Here is a 19519-nt window from a genome sequence, read left to right on the forward strand (position 1 = left end):
CAAGGAGGAATGCCCAATGAAGATTGCCAAGCTTTTCATAGCAAGCCTTGCGCTCGCCGGCCTCACTGCCGCCGCCAGTGCCGGAACCCTCGACGAGATCACCAAGCGCGGCGAGTTGCGCGTTGCCGTGCAGACGCAGGGACCGCCCTTCTCGCTGGTCGGCGCTGCCGGCGAGCGCACCGGCAGTTCGGTCGAGCTTGCCGAACTGATGGCCAAGGAAATGGGCGTCAAGATCACCTTTTTGGATTTCGATTGGGACGGCCTGATCCCGGCCCTGCTGTCGGGCAAGGCCGATCTTCTGGTCGCCGACATGACGCCGACGCTGGCGCGGGCGATGAAGGTCGCCTTCACCAAGCCTTACATGTACACCGGCAGCACCGTCTTCACGAAGGCCGACGGCAAGTTCAAATCCACCGAGGATTGCAAGGCCAAGGGCACCAAGATCGCCGTGCTGCTCGGCGCCACCGGCGAGAAGGAGGCCAAGAAGGCTTTCCCGGACGCCGACATCAAGAGCTACAAGGGCGGCGGCCCGCTGCTGCTTGACGCCGTCAACAACGGCCAGGCCGATTGCGGCGTCAACGACGTCTCGGCGGTCAAGGGCCAGTCGACCGCCTACCCGGCCGGCAGCTTCACCATCATGCCGGACATGCTGTCGAAGGAGCCGCTGGCCTTCGCCACGCGCTATGACGAGCAGGACCTGCTGACCTGGATGAACCTGTTCCTCGACCAGGTCAGCCTCGACGGCCGCCTGCAGAAGAACCTCGACTACTGGGTCAATTCCGACGACTGGAAGAAGGATCACTGAGTAGAGTGAATAGGCAATGGTGAATATTGAATAGTGAATAGTGAATAGTGAATAGTGAATAGTAAGTATTAGATCACTACTCGCTATTCGCTACTCCTTATTCGCTGTTCACTACTCCCTATTTAACCATTCACTATTCACTATTCACCGCCATTCACCATTCACCGCCCCACCCATGCTCGAAAATTTCAGCTTCCGCACCATTGTCGAATATCTGCCGCTGTTCGGGCAGGGCCTCGTCACGACCGTGTGGCTGTCTGTCCTCGCCTTTGCCGGGGCGCTCGCCGTCGGCATCGTGCTCGCCGCCATGAACCTTCAGCGCGGCCGGCTGTTCCGCATGCCGGCCAAGGCCTATATCGACGCGGTGCGCGCCACGCCCTTGCTGGCGCAGCTTTATTTCCTCTATTTCGGCCTGCCGCGGCTCGGCATCATCCTGCCTGAGCTCGTCGTCGGCATCCTCGCTCTGTCGCTGAACAGCGGCGCCTATGTCGCCGAGATCATCCGCGCCGGCATCCTGTCGATCCCGCGCGGCCAGGTCGAGGCCGGCGTCGCTTCGGGGATGACCTATGTCCAGCGCATGCGACTGGTCATCCTGCCGCAGGCGTTCAAGGTGACGATCCCGCCGCTGCTCGGCCAGGCGATCGTGCTGGTCAAGGATTCCGCCCTGCTGTCGCTGATCGCGGTCGCCGAACTGACGCGCGCCGGGCAATTGCTCGCCTCCGACCGCTTCATGCCGGCGGAAGGTTTCATCACCATCGCCGCCTTCTACCTGCTGCTCTATTACGGGCTGAAGGGACTGGCGGCGCTGTCCGGGCGCTGGCTCGGCCTGGCGGGGGCACGGACATGATCTGGCAGCAGCTGCAAAGCATAGCCGGCAGCTATCCCCTCGCCCTGCGCGGCCTCGGCATGACCGTGATGCTGTCGCTGGTCAGCCTGGTGCTCGGCACGCTGATCGGCTTTGGCCTCGGCATCCTGCGGACCGGCGGCAACCGGCTGATCAGCGGCGTGATCGGCGCCTGGGTCGACCTGATCCGCGGCACGCCGTTCCTGGTGCAGATTTTCCTGATCTTCTTCATCCTGCCGGAACTCGGCATCGAGCTCGACGCCTTCACCGCCGGCATCATCGCGCTGACCAATCTGGCCGCCTGCTTCATCTGCGAGATCGTCGTCGCCGGCATCCGCTCGGTGCCGACCGGCCAGGTCGAGGCGGCGCTGGCGTCCGGTCTGTCGCGCTGGCAGCGCATGCGCCAGGTGGTGCTGCCGCAGGCAATGCGCATCGTGCTGCCGCCGCTGGTCGGGCAATATGTGCTGTTGATCAAGGATTCCTCCGTCGTTTCGGCTATCGGGCTCACCGACCTCACCCGCGTCGGCTGGCTGGTTGTGCAACGCGTGCCGAACGGCCTGCTGGTCTTCTTCCTCGTCGGCCTCGGCTATTTCATCGTCTGTTATCCGCTGATCCTGCTGGCGCGCCGGCTTGAGCAGCGCATGGGTGCGGCCCATGGCGAGGTGCAGTTGTGACGTTGAACCTCAGCAAAAATGGCACCGGTATGATCGAGTTTCGCGGCGTCAACAAATGGTTCGGCGCGCTCAATGTGCTCAAGGACATCACGCTCAGCGTCGAGCCGCGCGAAGTGGTCGTCGTCTGCGGGCCGAGCGGTTCGGGCAAGAGCACGCTGATCCGCTGCATCAACGGGCTGGAGACGATCCGCGACGGCGACCTGGTGGTCGACAGCCAGCGCCTCGGCGACCCCGCCACCAACATGACGCGGCTGCGCACCGAGATTGGCTTCGTCTTCCAGTCCTTCAACCTCTATCCGCACAAGACGGCGCTCGAGAACGTGACGCTGGCGCCGATCCATGTGCGTAAGATCCCGCGCGCTGAAGCCGAGAAGGCCGGGCGCGAGCTGCTCGCCAAGGTCGGTCTTGCCGACAAGGTGAACGCCTATCCGGCGCAACTCTCCGGCGGTCAGCAGCAGCGCGTGGCGATCGCCCGCTGCCTCGGCATGCGCCCCAAGATCATGCTGTTCGACGAGCCGACCTCGGCGCTCGATCCAGAGATGATCTCGGAGGTGCTCGACGTCATGGTCGCGGTGGCAGAGGAAGGCATGACCATGATGGTGGTGACCCACGAAATGGGCTTTGCCCGCAAAGTCGCCCAGCGCGTGGTGTTCATGAATGCCGGCGCCATCGTCGAAAGCGGCACGCCGGATGAATTCTTCTCGCACCCCAAGACCGACCGCAGCCGCGCCTTCCTGAGCAAGATTCTGCGGCATTAGAGTCAAAACTCAACCAGCTGGCTGTCGCCAACGGCCGAGACGGGTGGAATGTTGCCATTCGTCTCGTCGATGGTAACGAGCAATTAGCGCCAGAAGCGGTCACTCCGTAGCAAGCCCTTGAATGACCGCAATGGGGCCGACAGCGGACTGGCAGCTTTGGTCCTCGAATCTTCAATAGCTGACCTTCAAGTCGGTGCGAGTAACGTCGTGACGTGACCCCAATCGGAAATTCCCGGCTTAAATTTGCTCTCGGCAAGCAGACCTTCACCGCAACCAGCAGATTTGACCCCTTGCTGACCTTCTTGAGCCGGTGCTCTTGCCAGAAAGCACACATAGGCCGCGACCAGTGCTGATCCGTTTCTGACCTTCCTACGAGGTAGGCCGGGGTCGGGCTGATAGACTCGTTCACGAAGCGTCGGTACACTGCCGGACTGCTTTCAAATGAGAGCAATCGCCGCACATGACCGACGAACGCATCCAGCGTCGACTCGCCGCCGTAATGGCGGCCGATGTCGTTGGCTACAGCCGCCTCATGGAAACGGATGAGGCCGGCACGCTGGCCGCGCTCAAGTATCGACGTAAGCAAGTGCTGCAGCCGTTGCTCGCCAGGCACCATGGCCGGGTCTTTAAGGTGACTGGCGACGGCGTGATGGTGGAGTTCGCCAGCGCCGTCAATGCTTTGCAATGCGCCATAGACGTGCAGCATGCGATGGCTGCGGCCAATGCCGCTCTGCCTGAGAAGCTCCGTATTGTGCTGCGCATTGGCGTCAATTTGGGTGATGTGATGGTCGAGGGCAGTGACCTTTATGGCGATGGCGTCAACATCGCTGCGCGACTGGAAACCACCGCCGAGCCAGGCGGCATCCTCATCTCTGGAACGATCTACGACCACGTCCGAAATAAGATCGAGGTTGGTTTCGAGGATCTCGGGGCCCAGACCGTGAAAAACATTGCCCTGCCAGTTCGCATCTACCGCGTTTCCGGCACGCCGCCTGTTGTGACTTCCACATCCAAGGCCATCACCGACAAGCCTTCGATTGCCGTTCTGCCATTCACGAACATGAGCAGCGATCCCGAGCAGGAGTACTTCGCTGACGGTCTGGCGGAAGACCTGATCACTGACTTGTCGAAAGTGCCTGGTCTGTTGGTGATCGCACGCAACTCCACATTCGCTTACAAGGGGAGGTCAGTCGATGTCCGCTCCGTCGCCAGGGAGCTGAGGGTGCGCTATGTGCTTGAAGGTAGTGTCCGCAGGGAGAAGGCGAGGGTGCGGATCAATGCCCAGCTAATCGACGCGACGGACAGCAGTCACCTCTGGGCTGATCGCTTCGATCGCGACTTGGCGGACGTTTTCCTGTTGCAGGACGAGGTCGTCAGCACGATTGTAAGTGCCCTGTCCGGCGTGTTGCCGGCCGCGGTGACCACCAGCACACGTAGGACAGCAAGTCTCGAAGCGTATGACCTCTTCGTCCGCGGCCGCATGCTGGTGGTTCAGTCGCCCGAAAGCAACAGGGCCGCTCCCGTGCTCTTGGAAAGGGCCATCGAACTTGATCCTGGCTTCGCCGATGCTCATGCTTGGCTTGCGATGAGCCACCATTTTGCCTGGGCGTATTGGCTGGATGCTCCAGAGCGCCATCATTCGCTGGCTCTGGCGGCAGCCCGGCGCGCCGTATCGCTTGATCCGGAAAATGCCGTGGCCCATGCAATCCTCGGCGACGTGCTGATCTACGATGGCAAGCCGGATGAAGGCGCGGCGGAGCTGGCCACTGCCCTTCGGGTCAACCCCAATCATGCTGATGCCTGGGCATTCCTGGGGCAACTGAAGGCATTCGAGGGAAAGGCTATCGAGGGCATCGGACATTTGCGCCACGCCATTCGCCTCAATCCGCACCCGCCGGGGTGGTACTATTGGCTTCTCGGGCTCGCCCAATACGCAGCGGGTCAATACGCCGATGCCGTCGAAACACTCCGGCATGAGGCAACGCACCGGCTCGGCTCGCAACGTATCTTGGCTGCAAGTCTGGCACGGCTGGGGCATATGGAAGAGGCCAGGGAAGAAGCAAGGCAATTCCTCGCCTCGAATCAGGATTTCTCGATACAGCACTGGGCCAGCACACAACCGTTCCTGCACGAGGCTGATCGACAGCATTTCATCGATGGCTATGAAGACGCCGGCCTGCCACAGTAGGGCCGGACGTGGCCGCAACCCCATCCGTGCAAATTTGGATATCTAGCCTTGCTGACCATTCGCACAGCCACACTTGCCGACGCAGACGCCATTTGGAGCATACTCGAGCCCATCTTGCGGGCAGGCGAAACCTACGCGTTGCCGCCTGACTGGAGCCGATCCGACGCGCTGTCATACTGGTTTTCCCCGGATCACGAGGTGTTCGTCGCAGAGACGGACGAACTGGTGATGGGAACTTATTATCTGCACGCGAACCAACGGGGCGGCGGTGCCCACGTCGCCAACTGCGGTTATATAACCGCGCCGAACTCGGTCGGCCGGGGTATTGCAACGGCGATGTGCCAGCACTCTCTGGGTCGCGCGGCTGCGCGAGGCTTCCGGGCCATGCAGTTCAACTGTGTTGTCAGTACCAACGAACGCGCGGTCAAGCTTTGGCGTCATCTTGGATTCGACGTGGTCGGAACCATTCCGCAAGGTTTCGAGCATCCGGTTCTGGGGTTCGTGGACACGCTGGTAATGCACCGATCGCTCTGACTGCCTTGCGCAGGCGCATAGCAGCCCTAACACGCTGGTCAGATCGCGTCATGCAACGCTCGCAACTGAATGACCGCAAAAGGGTCGAACTCGGTCGTTCAGAGTGATTTGGGTTTTGGGGATGAGAGCGGCCGGCCATGAGAACTTCCCGAAATGTGAACGAGGGTGTCGGTAGCGCGCGCCTGATAGGGGCCACAAGCCACCCCACCCCCGCCACCGACGAACCCGGGCGGGGCGGGTGCCGGGAGCTACCAGCGCGACCCGAGCGGTGTCCGCGTTGCGGGCTCAGCGGCCTCTTGTTGCAGTTCTGCGGCGATTGGTTCGAACGTCGACGATGATGATTTGGCGTCGACCTTTCGTGGCGTGGTGCGCTTACTTCTCCTTGATACCAGCATCCGCGAGACGGCAGTGGGCGTGTAAGGCTTTCCGGCACTCGACAGATATCCCGCCCCAGCCAGCGCCTTAGCGACGTCGGCCAGGGTGCGTTGGCGGCCATTGACTGGATACCGATGCAGCTTCTTTGCGAGCGCAATCAGCTCAAGTCCGCCATCGAGTTAGCGGGAACTCCCGAGAATCGACGGAGGACATCTGAGCCATCCCGGGGACGCATTCGCTCCGATAATTGTATCCCGTACCGCTCGTGTTGCAGCGTCGCGCGCGGTTGGCAAAGCAAGGCGCGATCCGAGCCGAATTACTGCAACGTTGCCGCCTGGAGCCGTCTATGGATCAAAATTCTGATGTGCCGACCTTATGCCAAGCATTGGTTCACTGTGGCGTCCGCGAGGCGCTCGATCCGCGGCAACTGGTGGGATTCGCCAGGACATCCTCGAAGGCGCGCCGTCGCTGCGGACGTTCAAGCGAAGGGCGAGACTCCGAACAGCCAGCCGTGCAGCCAGAGCCCGAACAATGCGAAAGCAACCAAGCCGATGCCCACAGCAATCAGGTCGCTACGCGGTCGCACGACCGCGGGTGCCGGATCGCCGCGTGGAATGACGGCAATGAGATCGACAATCGCGTAAACCAGAAACGCTCCGAAGACTAGGAGCGAGGCAAGGTCGCCATTGGCCAGGAGGTGGCCGATGGCCCATAGAATGATGCCCACCAGCATCGGGTGCTTCAGCCGATGCTTGATTGAACCCGTGGGCAAGTAAGCGGCTGCCAGAAAGACGAATGCGGCGAGCACCAACACCGACGCGACATGGCGGCCCCAAGAGGGCGGCTCGTAGATCTCAGGCGCATTGGGCCGATAAAGACTCCAGCCCCAGACGATCAGCACGAAGCCGATGATCGATAGGAGCGAATAAAGTCCCTTCCAGCGCCGCTCGTTTGTGGCGATTTGCGCATCACGAAAGCCGCTGGCGGCGATCCGAACAGAATGGATTCCGAAGAAGATCACGAGGCCGAAAACCAGTACTAGCATAACACCTCCGAGGTTCGGCGCGTCGGCGGGAAGGAAGGCTTGCTTACGCTCTCGCTCGAGTTGCCGGCTGCATATGCGCAAAACGGATTCTGCGAACGAGATGGTCAGAGTAATATATCAGGGACCCGCAATCTTGGAATGGGCGAAGCTGCCGATTGGCACGGCACAGCGGCATCGCCTGCGCGCAGGTTCTTCGCGTTCAGCACGGAACCGCCGCGGTGAATGCCTGTGGCGACGTTCCGTTCACATAAATTGCATGAGGGCAACGGGCGGGCGGCGCTGTAGCGTTCGATATGCCCGTTCTCGTCGTCACGGCATCCAAGGCTGAGCGGTATGCTGCTTCGACCTAATTGCCGCCCTCCGCACATGGTACATGAAGGTCCGGAAATGGTCGAACACGACCTTGAGTTTGACCAGCCTATAGATCCGTTTCTGGCGCTAGTTGCCCATTCCGGTGGCCAGCTCGAACGGTAAAACCTGACCCAATCCCGATCTTCCTGCGTTGGAATCTTTCCCAAAAGCCGACGTTGGGTGCGACCGGCGCTCATGACGCGATCCGCATCTTGCCACACGCGCCCGGCCTCGTTTTTGAATGCGTTGCCACGAGTGTGAGAATTCTCACAGACGAACCTACCCACTCCTCATATGCTTTGCGCACCGATCTTGTTCTAACCTGTTCGGTTGGGGAGGAAAATATCATGTACAGATACACGGTCCTTGCAGCGCTTTGCGTGACGACGGGCTATGCCTCTGCAGGTGAACTGGACACCCAACAAGGAGGGAGTATCGATCTCGGCGGTTTTCAAGGCGTCGTCTATTATACGGAAGCCGATAACAGCTTCCGGGTGGTCACCACGATCGCTGAAGGCGAGGCGGGCTTGCCTGTGCGCTTCGAGGCAACCCTCGATGAAGGCCAAAGCCTCACGATCTCGGTTCCAGGCAGGTTGGACGAGCGCAGCCAAACCGTCGAGATTTCGCGGGCCGGCGGCAAACTCTTCGTGGCAGGAGCCGAGCCCCCTCCCGAACTCGTTCGTGCCGGCCATTGAATCTGTCGCCTCCGAGGACGAACTCGATCTCCGCGAAGGAACAAGACAATGCTTTATACGCTCGTCATTCTGGCTTGCTGACATCCGCTCCGGAGGCCTGCGAGTCGCGCGAGTTGATCGTCGGCGATTTGGCCATCCATCCCGGGGCCGCTTTTATACAGGCGCAACCACTTGTCGCGCAGTTGACCGAAACGCATCCCGCCTTTTTCGTACAACGTTGGCGACTGCTACCTGGTCGTGGGACATGAATGCTGCACTCGTCTGCAGTTCCGTGCCGGCACAGGGCACGACCGCACAGCCGATTCGGCGGTCGGGCGTAGGTCGGGATTGCCAACGCTCCGTGAATGTCGGCAAATGGCGCACGTGGTCGGTTGGTGCGTTCCCGACTTCAGATTGCCTGATGAGGCTCGGCAAGGTCCGGCTGGGGTGGAAAGCGGCCTTCTGCTGCTCATTCACTTCAACATGGAGCGCAGCGTCAGATACATCCCATATACGCTGATGCCCATGATCATCAGAAATACAACACAGAGACGCCCGTTTGGGACCTTGATGTGGATGGCCGATTCCGGGCCTGAAACGCTACCCAACACGTGAAAGCGGCAAGCAATGTGCACATGACAAACAGCGCGATAAAGATGCTCTTCGGATAAATGGGCCGCAACAGCAGGCCTGTTATGCCAATCGCAAGGTTTGCGACAATGAGCGCTTTATAACGCCCTGGCAGCCGATAATTGTTCATATCTATACCACCTGATGGGCACTTACACGCGCCACGGCTAGCACGCTTTGGTTGCATCAGAGTCAAGCGGCCGGATAAGTTCGGATGGCAGCTATGGGTCGACTCGAGCCGTTGCGCGAACGGCAGCTATGGAGAAGCGCCAGGAAGGTCGGCAATTGGCGCAACGTCGACCTACAGCGTGTTGCCCATGATGTCCGCTTTCGGGAAGCGGCAAAACTCATCTGTACGGCCGAGATCGGCGCAAAGCTGCCGTCCACGTCGCGGCAGATGTCAGTCGTCTTTGGGTCAGAACTTGCCGTAGAAGTTCTCCGAACGAAGGGCAGACAAGGATTGAACTCGGTCGTTCAGAGTGATTGGATTCTGCCCTAGTCTGGAAAGACCCGGCCGGCGTCTTCAGCCGAATGTCGCCAGAGGCTCAGTGCGAACCTCAACCCACTTGCCGTCCTAGTTGGCCTGCTAGCCGGCCTGCCTGCGTTCCTCAGAGCGTTGCCAGCCGCGAATTTGTCATGGCCGTTCCATAGGCTTGACGCAGCGTCCGCTTCTCCTCCAGCGCAATGATGACGCTTGTGGCAAAATCCGTCTTGTACATGACGGCGAGCCGTGTCAGCCCGCCTGGCGTGAAGACGTTGATCTCCAGAAGTTTGTCTCCGACGATGTCGAGCCCAACCAGAAACATGCCGTCATTGATCAATTTGGGGCGCACCATCTCGGCAATGCCCAACATCGTGCCCGTTACCTTGACTTTGCGGGCTGTTCCAGCGGCATGGATATTGGACCGGACGTCGCCCTTGGCTGGAACGCGGCGAAAGGCTGCGTAATTGCCGTCGCGCACCAGCGGCAGACCGTTCATCAAGAAAAGACGCACGTCACCAGCCTTGGCCTCCGGAATGTAGACCTGCGCGATGAGATAGCCGTCACCGCTGGCCGCTTCGAAAATCTGGTTGAGGTTGGAATCGGTGGGCGTTGCAATATGGAAGACGTTCTTGCCACCCGATCCTTGGAGTGGCTTGACGATGCAGCCCTTCGAGTGTTTGTCGATAAATGCGCGGATCTCGGTAATGCTGCGCGATATCAGGGTAGCCGGCCTGACCGCCTCGGGAAAAGACTGAAGGTAGAGCTTGCTCTGCGCCTGTCCCAGGCCATCCGGATCGTTGACGACAATCGCGCCGCGAGCCGCCGCGAGCCGCCCGAACATAACGCCTGCGTTGGCGGCCCATGGCCGATCGGTGGCGTCCAACGACGGATCGTTGCGCAGAAACACAATGTCGATATCGCTTATCGCCAAAGTCTTTTTCTGCTTCGCTGTATCCTTCAGGGCAGCATGCAGTCTGTCGGATGTCTTGTAGGAAGCATCCGGCAGAACCGCTACGCTGACAGCCAGACCGTCATCCGGACGCAGTATGAAGTCGCCTGGTTCAACATAGACAACGGAATGGCCGCGCTGGACGGCGGCCAGCGCCAACGCTGTCGTCGTGTAGGCGGGCGTCTCGCTCTCAATGGAATTGACAAAGAACGCGATGCGCATCGAGGAGACTCCGCTCAAGTTTCAACCATATCGATCGGACCGATTCCCGCCATCGCTCTCTTGAGACGCGGACGCGCCGCGTCGGAAGAGAGGAACGCGGGCTCGAGGCGCGGCGCCCGCAGCAAGCCGCGCGCGTTGAGTTCCTGGATCGCTCCGAAATGCGCGGCGGAGATCTTGCCGATCCAGAACGGCGTGAGGCTGCCGCCGTCCTTCAGATGATCGAGGATCTGCACCATGCCCCGCAGATAGATGGCGTCCTTTGCAAGGCCCCCGCCTCGATAGACACGCAGAACGACGTTGAAGGCGCCGCGATCGTCGAGACCGAAATCCCTGTGGAGGATGCGGAAGGTCTCCTCGAATGTTGCTCCGTCGAGCATCGCCTGACAGGCGATAACCCTGGCCGCGATCAGCCTCAAGCGCGCTGCGGTCATGCCGCCGACCAGATATTCCGCCAGCACGGCCAGTCCCTCCTGCATGCCCTCATAGCCGGCGAGCCCGTTGCGGAAGATGGCGAGCCCCTGCGCGTCACCGTTGAAATAGGTCAGCAGATGAACACCGATCTCGTGACTGAGCAGCGCAGTCAGACGCTCCGGTGGAAGGTTGGTATCGCGCGAAACCAGCAGCCGGTTTCGCGAGACCAGGAGGCCGGCCGGCAGGTCGCCGCGGATCTCCACGGAGGCATCGAATTCGGGATAGGCTGCCCGGTAGCCCGCGATCATGTCTCGCGCGGCCGCGGCGACAGCGTCGGCGCCCAGGCCCTTCTGCCGGGTGGCCGACGCAACCCTAGGCGCCTTTTCGAGAATGGCGCGTGCTCGCGCCGCCAGGCTCGGCTCGACGCTACCATAGAGAGCTCGTCCGAGTTCGACGAAGCGGGGCGTTTCGCGCGCCGCGAGCATCGACAGCTGGAGATCGAGTTCCTGCTGCTTTTGCGAGAGCAGCGTGGTCAGCAGCGGATCTTCCAGATGCTCGAGCGAGACCGAATAGAGCTTCCGTTTCTGGCCGGCGACCTCGAACTCGAGCGGCCTGTAGAGCAGTACGGGCACACGCTCGAAGGCGCCTGCCTGGAATTCCAGCCAGGCTGGTTCGGCATTGATCGGTGTGACGGCAAGCAGAAAATCGAATGTCGACGCGACGTTGTCGATCGCCCGATCAGCGCGCACCACTGCGTCGATATAGGCGCGCCGCCCCAGCGAACGATGGGTTGCCGGCTGTTCCAGCCTTGATGCCTTCAGGAAGGCGCTGACGGCCTGAAGCGCGGAATCGACCATGTTGGCGACGACAAGGTCGTGGAGTTCGGGGTAGACGCGCTTGGTGCCAGGCACCCGGTAAATCGGTGCGAAGCGTACCGTCAAGCACGCCGCATCACCGAGATCATCCAGAAGCCGTGCTTCGGCGCGTGTCGTGGGGTTGAGTTCGTCGACGCGGGGCGTGCGGTATTTTGCTTCGCGTGCGGACGCAGCGGTGGCGAAGCGCTTCAGTGCCGCCTTCTCCGCCGCCGTGTCGCCGCAGGCCAGCGCAATCTCGAAGGGCGGCAGGAACGGAACATCCTCGGTCAGGAACCGGTCTTCGGCCAACTCGCCGATGTCCAGCATGAGGAAGGCGCCGCAGTGATCGCGCAGCCTTCGCACCACCAGCCGCGCGGCCTCGCGGGCGAGGCCGATGTCGGCCGCGATCAGATAGGATGCGTTGGCGGAGACGGCATGGAATGCCGCATCCTGATGCGACCCAACATGGACACACAGAAAGGGCAGCGGCCGATCCATGTGCAAACGGTTGCCATTGCCGAAATCGCGGCGGATTGGCTTGCCGTCCCGCAAAAGCGCGTCCAGGTCCGATTCGATTTGCGCCAATGGAGGCGCGGGCTCAACGAGCTTGGGCTTCATCGCATGGCCCGCAGCGCCGATTCCAGGACGGGCACCGTAGACGCCAGCATGGCGCGCAGCCGCTCGATTGTTCCCCAGTCGGGTTCGCCACTCCATTCGTCCATGAAAATCTTCTTGAACTCGACGGCGATGGCACACCCGGTTTCCGGAAAATTGGCATGGACGAAACGGGTCTGTTCGCCCTTGCCCTGGAAGGACACATTCTCGCGCACATCGATCGGCTCGCCGTTGAGACGCTGGCCGCGAAGCGTCTCGATGAAAGCGTCGACGACCGGTGCCCAGCGCTCGCGGTCCATGGAAGACGTACCGATGTTGATGTCGGGCGCGACGTCACGGGACGTAGGCATAGCCTCCCGTCCGTCGCGCCGGTGATTATAACTATGGACGTCGATGAGAACGAACCTGCCATGGCGCTTCTCGATGCCGGCAAGGACACGGTTCAGCTCACTGTAGAAGGCGTCGTGAAAGGAGAGAGACTCCGTAACGGTGTCCTCGTCCGGCTGCTCTCGCCAGACTTTCAGGCCCCAGGACTGGTCCGGCGACCGGTAGACCGCAGCGTCTCGCGCACGGTTCAGATCCACTTGGAAGCGTGACCGATGAACGATGATCTGGGTAGGAAAATCGGCGATGAAACGCTCGGTGAACGGGTCCTCTTCTCTACGCCGGTCGGGATCGGAGAGACACATGAGCGATCGACAAGCCCTGCCAACGTCGGTGCCGCTGTGGATAGCTGTACCGACTATAGGCGACTCTCCGAGCTTGATCGTCCAGCCTGCCGGTGATCCACCCGGATCATTGCTGCCCGGATCATTGTTGGAAGTCATCGTGTTCACAGTCCATCGAATGCGTGGAGAGTGTGGACGGTTCCAATTCATCGAACAAGCGATCGTTGGCTCGCCCTGGATCAGCAGGCTGAACCGTCCAAAAACGTCAGCCGAACGACGGCTTCAGCCGAACGTCGCCAGAGGCTCAGTGCGGACCTCGACCCACTCGCAGCGCCGGCTGTCGTGATAGAACGACAGGAAGGGCGGCGGGAACGATGGGTCGGCGAAAGCCCCCACCGGAATGGCGATCAGACCGGGCTGGACATCGATCCGGTAATGGACAGTGGTGCCGCAATCCGGGCAGAAACTGTAGATGACACGGCCGCCTTCGTCGCCAACGCGCGTGAACTCCGCCGCTCGTCCCTGGATCGACACATCATTCTCCGCAAACCGCGCATTGAAGCTGAACGCGCTGCCGGTGCGCCGCTTGCAGGCCAGGCAATGGCAGACAGAGACGCGTACAGGCTCGCCCGAACAGGTGGCTGACAGCTGACCGCAGGAACATTGGGCGCGGCGCGTGACCATGGCTGGCCCCTTTCAGCGAACATCAATGGGTTTCGGCATGGGCCCTCAGCTCTGCCCTCTTCTGATCCGACACTACGGCAAGGTCGAGAACCTTCTGCAATTCGGCCGCGTGGCGGAACGACGGCTCGGCCTGGACGCAGTTGCGCACAGCATCGACGAAACGCTGGTAGTTGGTCGGCACCGTTCCGGCATCGAGAACCTGCCATTTTGCGTTCTCGATGTCCTCGCCCATGCACGCTTTCAGTTCCGAGTCGGTCAGATTGTGCACGACCTCGATACCACCCTTGTCGCCATAGATGCGCAGCCGCAATTCGTTAAGATGGCCGGTTGCCCAGCGGCTGGCATGGACGACGCCGAAGGCGCCGTTGCTGAAATCCAGCGCCATGGTGAAGCTGTCATTGGCGTCGAGCTCGTACTCGCCGATCCGGTTGCCGGGCGCCTTGTCGAAGGACCTGAGGCGGCAGAACACATGGTCGATGTCGAGCGCCGCGCCATAGCTGGCGAAATCGAGTATGTGGATGCCGACATCGCCCAGCACGCCATTGGAGCCGTGGCCGCGCGACAGCCGCCACAGCCATTTCGGATCCGTGCGCCAGTCGCCCCAGAACTTGGAGACCAGCCAGCTCTGCAGATAGGATGCTTCGACATGCCTGACCTGGCCGATCTCGCCGGCAAGCACCATCGCACGTGCCCGCTGCAGCGGGGCGACGTTGCGATAGGTCAGGTTGACCATGTTGATGATGCCGGCTTGCTCGGCGGCATCGGCCATTTCGCTGGCCCGCTGGTAATTTTCGGCCAGCGGTTTTTCGCACAGCACCGGCTTGCCCGCCGCGATCAGCATCATGGTGGTCGGATGGTGGATGCGGTCTGGCGTCACGTTCGCCACCGCGTCGAACTTGTCCCATGCGAGCGCGTCCTCCAGCGACGTGAACCGGTTGGGAATACCATAGCTGTCCGAAAACTTGTCGACACGCGCGCGGTCGAGATCGACGGCGCCGACCAGCTCGACGCCTTCGATCCTGCTGAACTGCCTGGCATGCTCTTCCGCCATCCAGCCGGTGCCGAGTATCAGGAGACGCATGATTCTTATCCTTAGGATGAGGCCTTATCTTCTTGTTCGAGCGTGGATTTTTCCGAACCGAAGTTTTGCGATAGCGGTCTAGCGAAAACCGGCTTCGCCCGCGGCATGGAGCTTTCCGCCGCGCTCGACGATCGGCTCGAGCGCCTTTTCCACCGGCACGTTCGGCGCATCGAGGATGGCTGGATGCGCGCCCTGCGGGTTGTGCGCCCATTTCACCGCATTGCGCAGCACCTTTTGGACATTCGCGTCGTGATAGGTCGGATAGGTCTCGTGGCCGGGCCTGAAATAGAAGATGTTGCCGACGCCGCGGCGCCAGGTCAGCCCCGACCGGAACACTTCGCCGCCCTGGAACCAGGAGATGAAAACCGTTTCCAGCGGTTCCGGCACGGCGAACTGCTCGCCATACATCTCCTCGTTCTCAAGCTCGAAATACTCGCCGATCCCGGCAGCGATCGGGTGGTTGGGGCTCGTCACCCAGAGCCGCTCGCGCTCGCCGGCCTCGCGCCATTTCAGCGTGCAGGGCGTGCCCATCAGCTGCTTGAAGATCTTCGAGAAATGGCCGGAATGGAGCACGATCAGCCCCATGCCTTGCCAGACGCGGCGCGCCACGCGCTCGACGACTTCGTCGGCGACGGCGCCATGGTCCTTGTGTCCCCACCACACGAGGACATCGGTTTGCGCCAGACGGTCGGCCGGCAGGCCATGCTCCGGTTGCTCAAGCGTCGCCCACGATACGGAAATTTCGGGGTCGAGCTTCAGCGCGTCGGCGATCGTTGCGTGCATGCCCTCGGGGTAGATCCCCGCCACCACCTCATTGGTCCGCTCATGGATATTCTCGCCCCAAACGACAGCGCGTATCGTCATGACATTCCTCTTGATCGGTTGAAGCCGCCGCTCCGGTCAGGTCAGTCATAGTATCCTCGGCCGGGAATGAAAACGGTTTCGAGGCTGGCTACTGACAATTGGCTGGAAGTCGGCGGGACAGCGCCCCTCTCTGTCCGGCAGGACAGAGGGGGCGCGAAGGAGCGCCACATCAGCGGCTTGCTTAGCCGCGCACGACGAGGCGTTTGATCTTGCCCTTCTTGAACGCGGCGAGGAAGCTGGCGTAGTCCTTGAAGACGACGCAGCCGCTCGATTCCCCGCGGCGGCCGCGCAGCAGGTAGGTATGCGCAAGAAAGCCGTCGCGGCCATATTTGTTCTTGCCGTCGATAGGAGTGAGACGCAGCGCCTCCACCCCATGGAAGCGCGATTCACGCAGCCTCAGATCGTAGGTGTGGGGCGGCGTCGGGCCGGCATTCTTCCGGTTGGCGTAGCGCGCCTGGTCGGCCATCGAGCCCAGTCCCGAATGCGCCTCGAGCCGCGAGCCGTCCGGCATATAGACGGTTTTCGCCGAAATGTCGTAGACGGCGACGCCGCTGCCGGGCTTGGTGAACAGGTTGCCGAAGACCCCGCCGCCGCCCGCCGGGCTGTCGGGTTTGGCATAGGCCAGCATGTCTGCGGCCTTCGACCGCTTGGCCGGCTTGCCCTGGCTGCTTTGCATGCCCCGGCTGCCCTGCATGCCCGGGCTGCCCTGCATGTCCTCTTGCATGCTTGGTTTCGCCGCCGGTGACGAACTCCTCGGCGACAAGGCTGGCGCCCGGGGCATCTGCGGCGCGGCGGCGGTCTCCACCCTGTTGGCTTTGGATGGCTGAGACTGGGCTTTGGCGGCCTTCGATGCCTGGACCTTGGGCGCATTGGCCTTGGGTGCCCTAACCTCGGGTGCCTTGACCTCGGGCGCCTCGTCTGACTGATCGATTTCCGCCTGCGGACGCCAAGTCGGCAAGGGAACGCTGCCGGGCATTGCGTCCTGCGGCGGCAGCGACGCCATCTGCACCTCGCCCTCTTGCGTGGCAGCAGAATCGGCCGTCGTCGCCTGCGGCAGCACGTCGATCATCGCTTCCGGCAATGCATTCGCAAGCGCCAGCGCCAGCGCCAGCCGGGAGGATCGGTCGATTTCCGCAATCTCGGGCCCAAAGCGCACCGACGCGGGACCATGCTGATCGGCCAGGCGCACCGGCTCCGCAAAGCGCTGGCCCGTCGGCAGACTGACGACCGCAAACGGCGCGGCCCCGCCGGAGGCGCGGGCAAAGGCAGCAGCAATCTTTTGCGGCGATAGCGCCGCATTCGCCACCACCCTGTCGAAGCGCGATTGCGGTGAGATTTCGGCGACAAGCTGCACAGCATCCGGCCGCGCTAACGGCTTGAGACGCGCTACCTTGCCTTCATGCTCGAAGCTCGCGGCGGCCTGCGCGCAGCCGGCATTGCATCGGCCGAGCAGCGACGCCTGACGCTGCCGGCTTACCAGTGACGGCGCCCACGAACTGGCCCGTGGATTGACAAGTGTGTGTCGGGGATCGGCGAGCGCCATGGAGCGCGGCGCGAGCAGGTTTTGCGGAAGACTGTTGGAGGCGGCGGTGAGCGAAGTTCCCACCGAATGGAGGCCGGCCACGGTCGCAGCCGACCACAGCGCGATCGCAGCGCCAACAACGGGAATCGCGACCCAGCGCAGTCCGGGCCTCATCGAGGGCAATCCACTATCAGGATTGTCACCCCGGTTATTCAAACGCATCAACGCCATACAACCAAACCTCAATCGGCCTTGCGGCATGCGGGCTCGCAGCCGTCACAATCACAGTCGCCTGGTGCCCCCCGGCACGCTTCACGTCTGTTGCCGATTGAATCAAAAGATGGACAAACTTGGTTAACCAATCCCTCTACCGATCGCCGATTAGGCGAAGGTCTATGTCAAAAAAGGCTCCCTCCAAAACTATGAAAATAGCGGAAATGCCCTCCATGCCAGGCTTTGCTGCCCGTTTTTGCAGGCCGAGTCAACAAAGCGAAAGGATTAGACCTTGCCTGGGCGGCGTCAGCTAAAGGCTGACACCTGCCAGCGCATGATCCGAAACGAGGCCCGCGTCCTCCGTTGGAGGCGCGGGCCTTGTCATACCTGCGCAGACTATGCGGCACGCTGCGCTTCCATCGGCCGCAAATTCTGGTTCATGCGGAACAGGTTCAGCGGATCATATCGCTGCTTGATTTCCAGCAGCCGCCGATAGTTGCCGCCATAGGCTGCTTCGACCCTGTCGACCTCGTCCCCGGGCATGAAGTTCACATAGGCCGTGCCCGCGGCATAGGGCTTGGCTGCTTCATAGAGACCCCGCGCCCAGTCGATGCAGGCCTGGTCCATTTCCGGTTCGCGCCAGCGGGCGTGGACATTCATGACGTAGTGCGCGCTGCGTTGCGGAAACGCCGTTGCATCCGCTGTCACCCGGCCCGCGGCACCGCCGACATGGCCAATGAATATCTCGCATTCGGGGCCGGGGAGCCTGGGTATCGCCGCCGTGACGACCTCCACCGCGCTGTCGGAAAGCTCGGTGAAGTCATGGCTCTTCCAATAGTTGCGGGCGCCAGGCGTCAGCAACGGATCGAATGCCTGCTGCCAGCCGGTGAACGGGTTGGGACCGACCACGTCTGCAATCGGTGTGCCGATGGCGCGAAGCCTCTGTGTCGCCTTCTCACCCTCCTGAAGGTCGCCGCAATAGCACATGGCCAGGACCAGCACCTCCTTGCCATGCCATTCGGCCGGCAGGAACGGCAGCGGCGGCGCCTGCCGCATGACCGCCCAGCAGGTCAGCTCATTGGGCGCTGCTTCGAGCGCCGCTCGGTATTCCCGCAACACGTTTTCGGCATCGGCGAAGGGATAAACGACAAGCCCCGACAGCACCTGCGGACCGACTTGGTGGAGCTTGAACTCGAAAGCCGTGACGATGCCGAAATTGCCGCCGCCACCGCGCAGCGCCCAGAACAGATCCGGATTCTCGGTTTGGCTGGCGCGCAGCAGTTTGCCCTCGGCGGTAACCACGTCAGCGCAGAGAAGATTGTCGATAGTCAGGCCGAACTTCCGCGTGATCCAGCCGAAGCCGCCGCCCAGCGTCAGGCCCGAAATGCCGGTGGTCGAGTTGATGCCGGTCGGCACCGCCAGTCTGAAGGCCTGTGTCTCCGCGTCGACATCGGCGAGCGTCGCGCCAGGTTCCACCCATGCCCGCCGCGTCGCCGGATCGACCCGCACCGACTTCATCTGCGACAGATCGATCATCAGCCCGCCGTCGCAGACGGCGCTGCCGGCGATGTTGTGGCCGCCGCCGCGAACCGCGACGAGCAGCCTGTTTTCCCTGGCAAAATTGACGGCGGCGATAACGTCGGCGGCACCGGCGCAGCGCACGATCAGCCCGGGCCGCCGGTCGATCATGGCGTTCCAGATGCTGCGTGCCTCGTCATAGGCGGCGTCGCCTTCCCTCAGCACGGTGCCGCGCAATTGTGCCGAAAGCGCCTCCAGGGCCGCGGCATCGACCGTCGTCTTGCCGCGATCAAGCGTGGTGAGGCTCATGCTATCCATGGCTTTCCTCCCGATTGTTTTTGAGCCGTTTTCCCTCCACCCGTTTCCAAGTCTGCCTTTATATTAGAAGTCGCGCAAGTTCATGATCGCTCTGGCCGGCATTTCGCAACCCGCATAACGGTCAGCTCTCATTGAGCTAAAAGCCGCCGGCAGGCTAAGCCGAAATGAGTGCTGGATCGCTCTAGACGATCTCGTCGGTTCGATCGGAGGAACTACGCAGCGGTCCGCGGAGTTAGGC

The 19519-nt window shown here is 61.8% G+C and carries 16 protein-coding genes; 7 read left to right on the forward strand and 9 right to left on the reverse strand.

Translation table 11 applies throughout. From position 1 onward, the window contains the following. Positions 1 to 16: 16 nt before the first annotated feature. From AC0L28_RS27355 to AC0L28_RS27380, 6 genes are all read left to right on the forward strand, one after another. The gene (locus tag AC0L28_RS27355; RefSeq protein WP_473481371.1) at positions 17 to 805 is read left to right on the forward strand and encodes an ABC transporter substrate-binding protein; all 789 of its coding nucleotides are present in this window, start codon (positions 17 to 19) and stop codon (positions 803 to 805) included. A 175-nt stretch (positions 806 to 980) separates the two neighbouring features. Beyond that, positions 981 to 1652, forward strand: coding sequence for an amino acid ABC transporter permease (locus tag AC0L28_RS27360; RefSeq protein WP_236391119.1), 672 nt, complete (start codon positions 981 to 983; stop codon positions 1650 to 1652). Continuing rightward, positions 1649 to 2323 carry an amino acid ABC transporter permease gene (locus AC0L28_RS27365; RefSeq protein WP_128170922.1) on the forward strand — a complete coding sequence of 225 codons (675 nt, stop codon included), beginning with the start codon at positions 1649 to 1651 and terminating at the stop codon, positions 2321 to 2323. The genes AC0L28_RS27360 and AC0L28_RS27365 overlap by 4 nt, the downstream gene beginning before the upstream one ends. A 29-nt stretch (positions 2324 to 2352) precedes the next feature. After that, a complete protein-coding gene (locus AC0L28_RS27370) occupies positions 2353 to 3081 on the forward strand; it encodes an amino acid ABC transporter ATP-binding protein (RefSeq protein WP_473481426.1) in 729 nt (242 codons plus the stop codon). Positions 3082 to 3541: 460 nt separating this feature from the next. After that, positions 3542 to 5269, forward strand: coding sequence for an adenylate/guanylate cyclase domain-containing protein (locus AC0L28_RS27375; protein ID WP_128173088.1), 1728 nt, complete (start codon positions 3542 to 3544; stop codon positions 5267 to 5269). 51 nt (positions 5270 to 5320) lie between these two features. Next, positions 5321 to 5803 (forward strand): GNAT family N-acetyltransferase, encoded by a 483-nt coding sequence (locus AC0L28_RS27380; RefSeq protein ID WP_473481427.1) that lies wholly within the window; start codon positions 5321 to 5323, stop codon positions 5801 to 5803. Positions 5804 to 6656: 853 nt separating this feature from the next. On the opposite strand, the gene AC0L28_RS27385 is transcribed toward AC0L28_RS27380, so the two are convergent. Further along, complete coding sequence (locus AC0L28_RS27385; protein ID WP_473481373.1) at positions 6657 to 7223, reverse strand: NnrU family protein; 567 nt, start codon at positions 7221 to 7223, stop codon at positions 6657 to 6659. 698 nt (positions 7224 to 7921) lie between these two features. Here AC0L28_RS27385 and AC0L28_RS27390 point away from each other — a divergent pair. After that, positions 7922 to 8269: a hypothetical protein gene (locus AC0L28_RS27390; RefSeq protein ID WP_473481375.1), complete on the forward strand. Its 348-nt coding sequence runs from the start codon at positions 7922 to 7924 to the stop codon at positions 8267 to 8269. A gap of 1217 nt (positions 8270 to 9486) precedes the next feature. On the opposite strand, the gene AC0L28_RS27395 is transcribed toward AC0L28_RS27390, so the two are convergent. From AC0L28_RS27395 to AC0L28_RS27430, 8 genes are all read right to left on the reverse strand, one after another. After that, positions 9487 to 10533: a glutathione synthetase gene (locus AC0L28_RS27395; protein ID WP_128166642.1), complete on the reverse strand. Its 1047-nt coding sequence runs from the start codon at positions 10531 to 10533 to the stop codon at positions 9487 to 9489. Between the two features lie 14 nt (positions 10534 to 10547). Beyond that, positions 10548 to 12416, reverse strand: coding sequence for a flavohemoglobin expression-modulating QEGLA motif protein (locus AC0L28_RS27400; RefSeq protein ID WP_473481377.1), 1869 nt, complete (start codon positions 12414 to 12416; stop codon positions 10548 to 10550). Then, positions 12413 to 13240, reverse strand: a complete 828-nt coding sequence (locus AC0L28_RS27405) for an N-formylglutamate amidohydrolase (RefSeq protein WP_128166638.1) — start codon at positions 13238 to 13240, stop codon at positions 12413 to 12415. Before AC0L28_RS27405 ends, AC0L28_RS27400 begins: the two co-directional genes overlap by 4 nt. A 123-nt stretch (positions 13241 to 13363) precedes the next feature. Next, positions 13364 to 13765 (reverse strand): GFA family protein, encoded by a 402-nt coding sequence (locus tag AC0L28_RS27410; protein ID WP_027155694.1) that lies wholly within the window; start codon positions 13763 to 13765, stop codon positions 13364 to 13366. 22 nt (positions 13766 to 13787) lie between these two features. Further along, a complete protein-coding gene (locus AC0L28_RS27415; protein WP_473481380.1) occupies positions 13788 to 14846 on the reverse strand; it encodes a Gfo/Idh/MocA family protein in 1059 nt (352 codons plus the stop codon). A gap of 78 nt (positions 14847 to 14924) precedes the next feature. Then, positions 14925 to 15710: a ThuA domain-containing protein gene (locus tag AC0L28_RS27420; RefSeq protein ID WP_473481382.1), complete on the reverse strand. Its 786-nt coding sequence runs from the start codon at positions 15708 to 15710 to the stop codon at positions 14925 to 14927. Between the two features lie 181 nt (positions 15711 to 15891). Continuing rightward, on the reverse strand, positions 15892 to 17406 hold the full coding sequence (locus AC0L28_RS27425) for a DUF2778 domain-containing protein (protein WP_023797864.1): 1515 nt from the start codon (positions 17404 to 17406) through the stop codon (positions 15892 to 15894). A 435-nt stretch (positions 17407 to 17841) separates the two neighbouring features. Next, on the reverse strand, positions 17842 to 19281 hold the full coding sequence (locus AC0L28_RS27430) for an FAD-binding oxidoreductase (protein WP_473481384.1): 1440 nt from the start codon (positions 19279 to 19281) through the stop codon (positions 17842 to 17844). Between the last annotated feature and the right edge of the window lie 238 nt (positions 19282 to 19519).

The sequence above is a fragment of the Mesorhizobium sp. WSM4847 genome, from assembly GCF_055811335.1.

Excerpts from the sequence above, each read along its gene's own strand:
- AC0L28_RS27355 (WP_473481371.1), top strand. The coding sequence starts at position 17 with ATGAAGATTGCCAAGCTTTTCATAGCAAGCCTTGCGCTCGCCGGCCTC.
- AC0L28_RS27360 (WP_236391119.1), top strand. The coding sequence starts at position 981 with ATGCTCGAAAATTTCAGCTTCCGCACCATTGTCGAATATCTGCCGCTG.
- AC0L28_RS27365 (WP_128170922.1), top strand. The coding sequence starts at position 1,649 with ATGATCTGGCAGCAGCTGCAAAGCATAGCCGGCAGCTATCCCCTCGCC.
- AC0L28_RS27370 (WP_473481426.1), top strand. The coding sequence starts at position 2,353 with ATGATCGAGTTTCGCGGCGTCAACAAATGGTTCGGCGCGCTCAATGTG.
- AC0L28_RS27375 (WP_128173088.1), top strand. The coding sequence starts at position 3,542 with ATGACCGACGAACGCATCCAGCGTCGACTCGCCGCCGTAATGGCGGCC.
- AC0L28_RS27385 (WP_473481373.1), bottom strand. The coding sequence starts at position 7,223 with ATGCTAGTACTGGTTTTCGGCCTCGTGATCTTCTTCGGAATCCATTCT.
- AC0L28_RS27390 (WP_473481375.1), top strand. The coding sequence starts at position 7,922 with ATGTACAGATACACGGTCCTTGCAGCGCTTTGCGTGACGACGGGCTAT.
- AC0L28_RS27395 (WP_128166642.1), bottom strand. The coding sequence starts at position 10,533 with ATGCGCATCGCGTTCTTTGTCAATTCCATTGAGAGCGAGACGCCCGCC.
- AC0L28_RS27400 (WP_473481377.1), bottom strand. The coding sequence starts at position 12,416 with ATGAAGCCCAAGCTCGTTGAGCCCGCGCCTCCATTGGCGCAAATCGAA.
- AC0L28_RS27405 (WP_128166638.1), bottom strand. The coding sequence starts at position 13,240 with ATGACTTCCAACAATGATCCGGGCAGCAATGATCCGGGTGGATCACCG.
- AC0L28_RS27410 (WP_027155694.1), bottom strand. The coding sequence starts at position 13,765 with ATGGTCACGCGCCGCGCCCAATGTTCCTGCGGTCAGCTGTCAGCCACC.
- AC0L28_RS27415 (WP_473481380.1), bottom strand. The coding sequence starts at position 14,846 with ATGCGTCTCCTGATACTCGGCACCGGCTGGATGGCGGAAGAGCATGCC.
- AC0L28_RS27420 (WP_473481382.1), bottom strand. The coding sequence starts at position 15,710 with ATGACGATACGCGCTGTCGTTTGGGGCGAGAATATCCATGAGCGGACC.
- AC0L28_RS27425 (WP_023797864.1), bottom strand. The coding sequence starts at position 17,406 with ATGAGGCCCGGACTGCGCTGGGTCGCGATTCCCGTTGTTGGCGCTGCG.
- AC0L28_RS27430 (WP_473481384.1), bottom strand. The coding sequence starts at position 19,281 with ATGGATAGCATGAGCCTCACCACGCTTGATCGCGGCAAGACGACGGTC.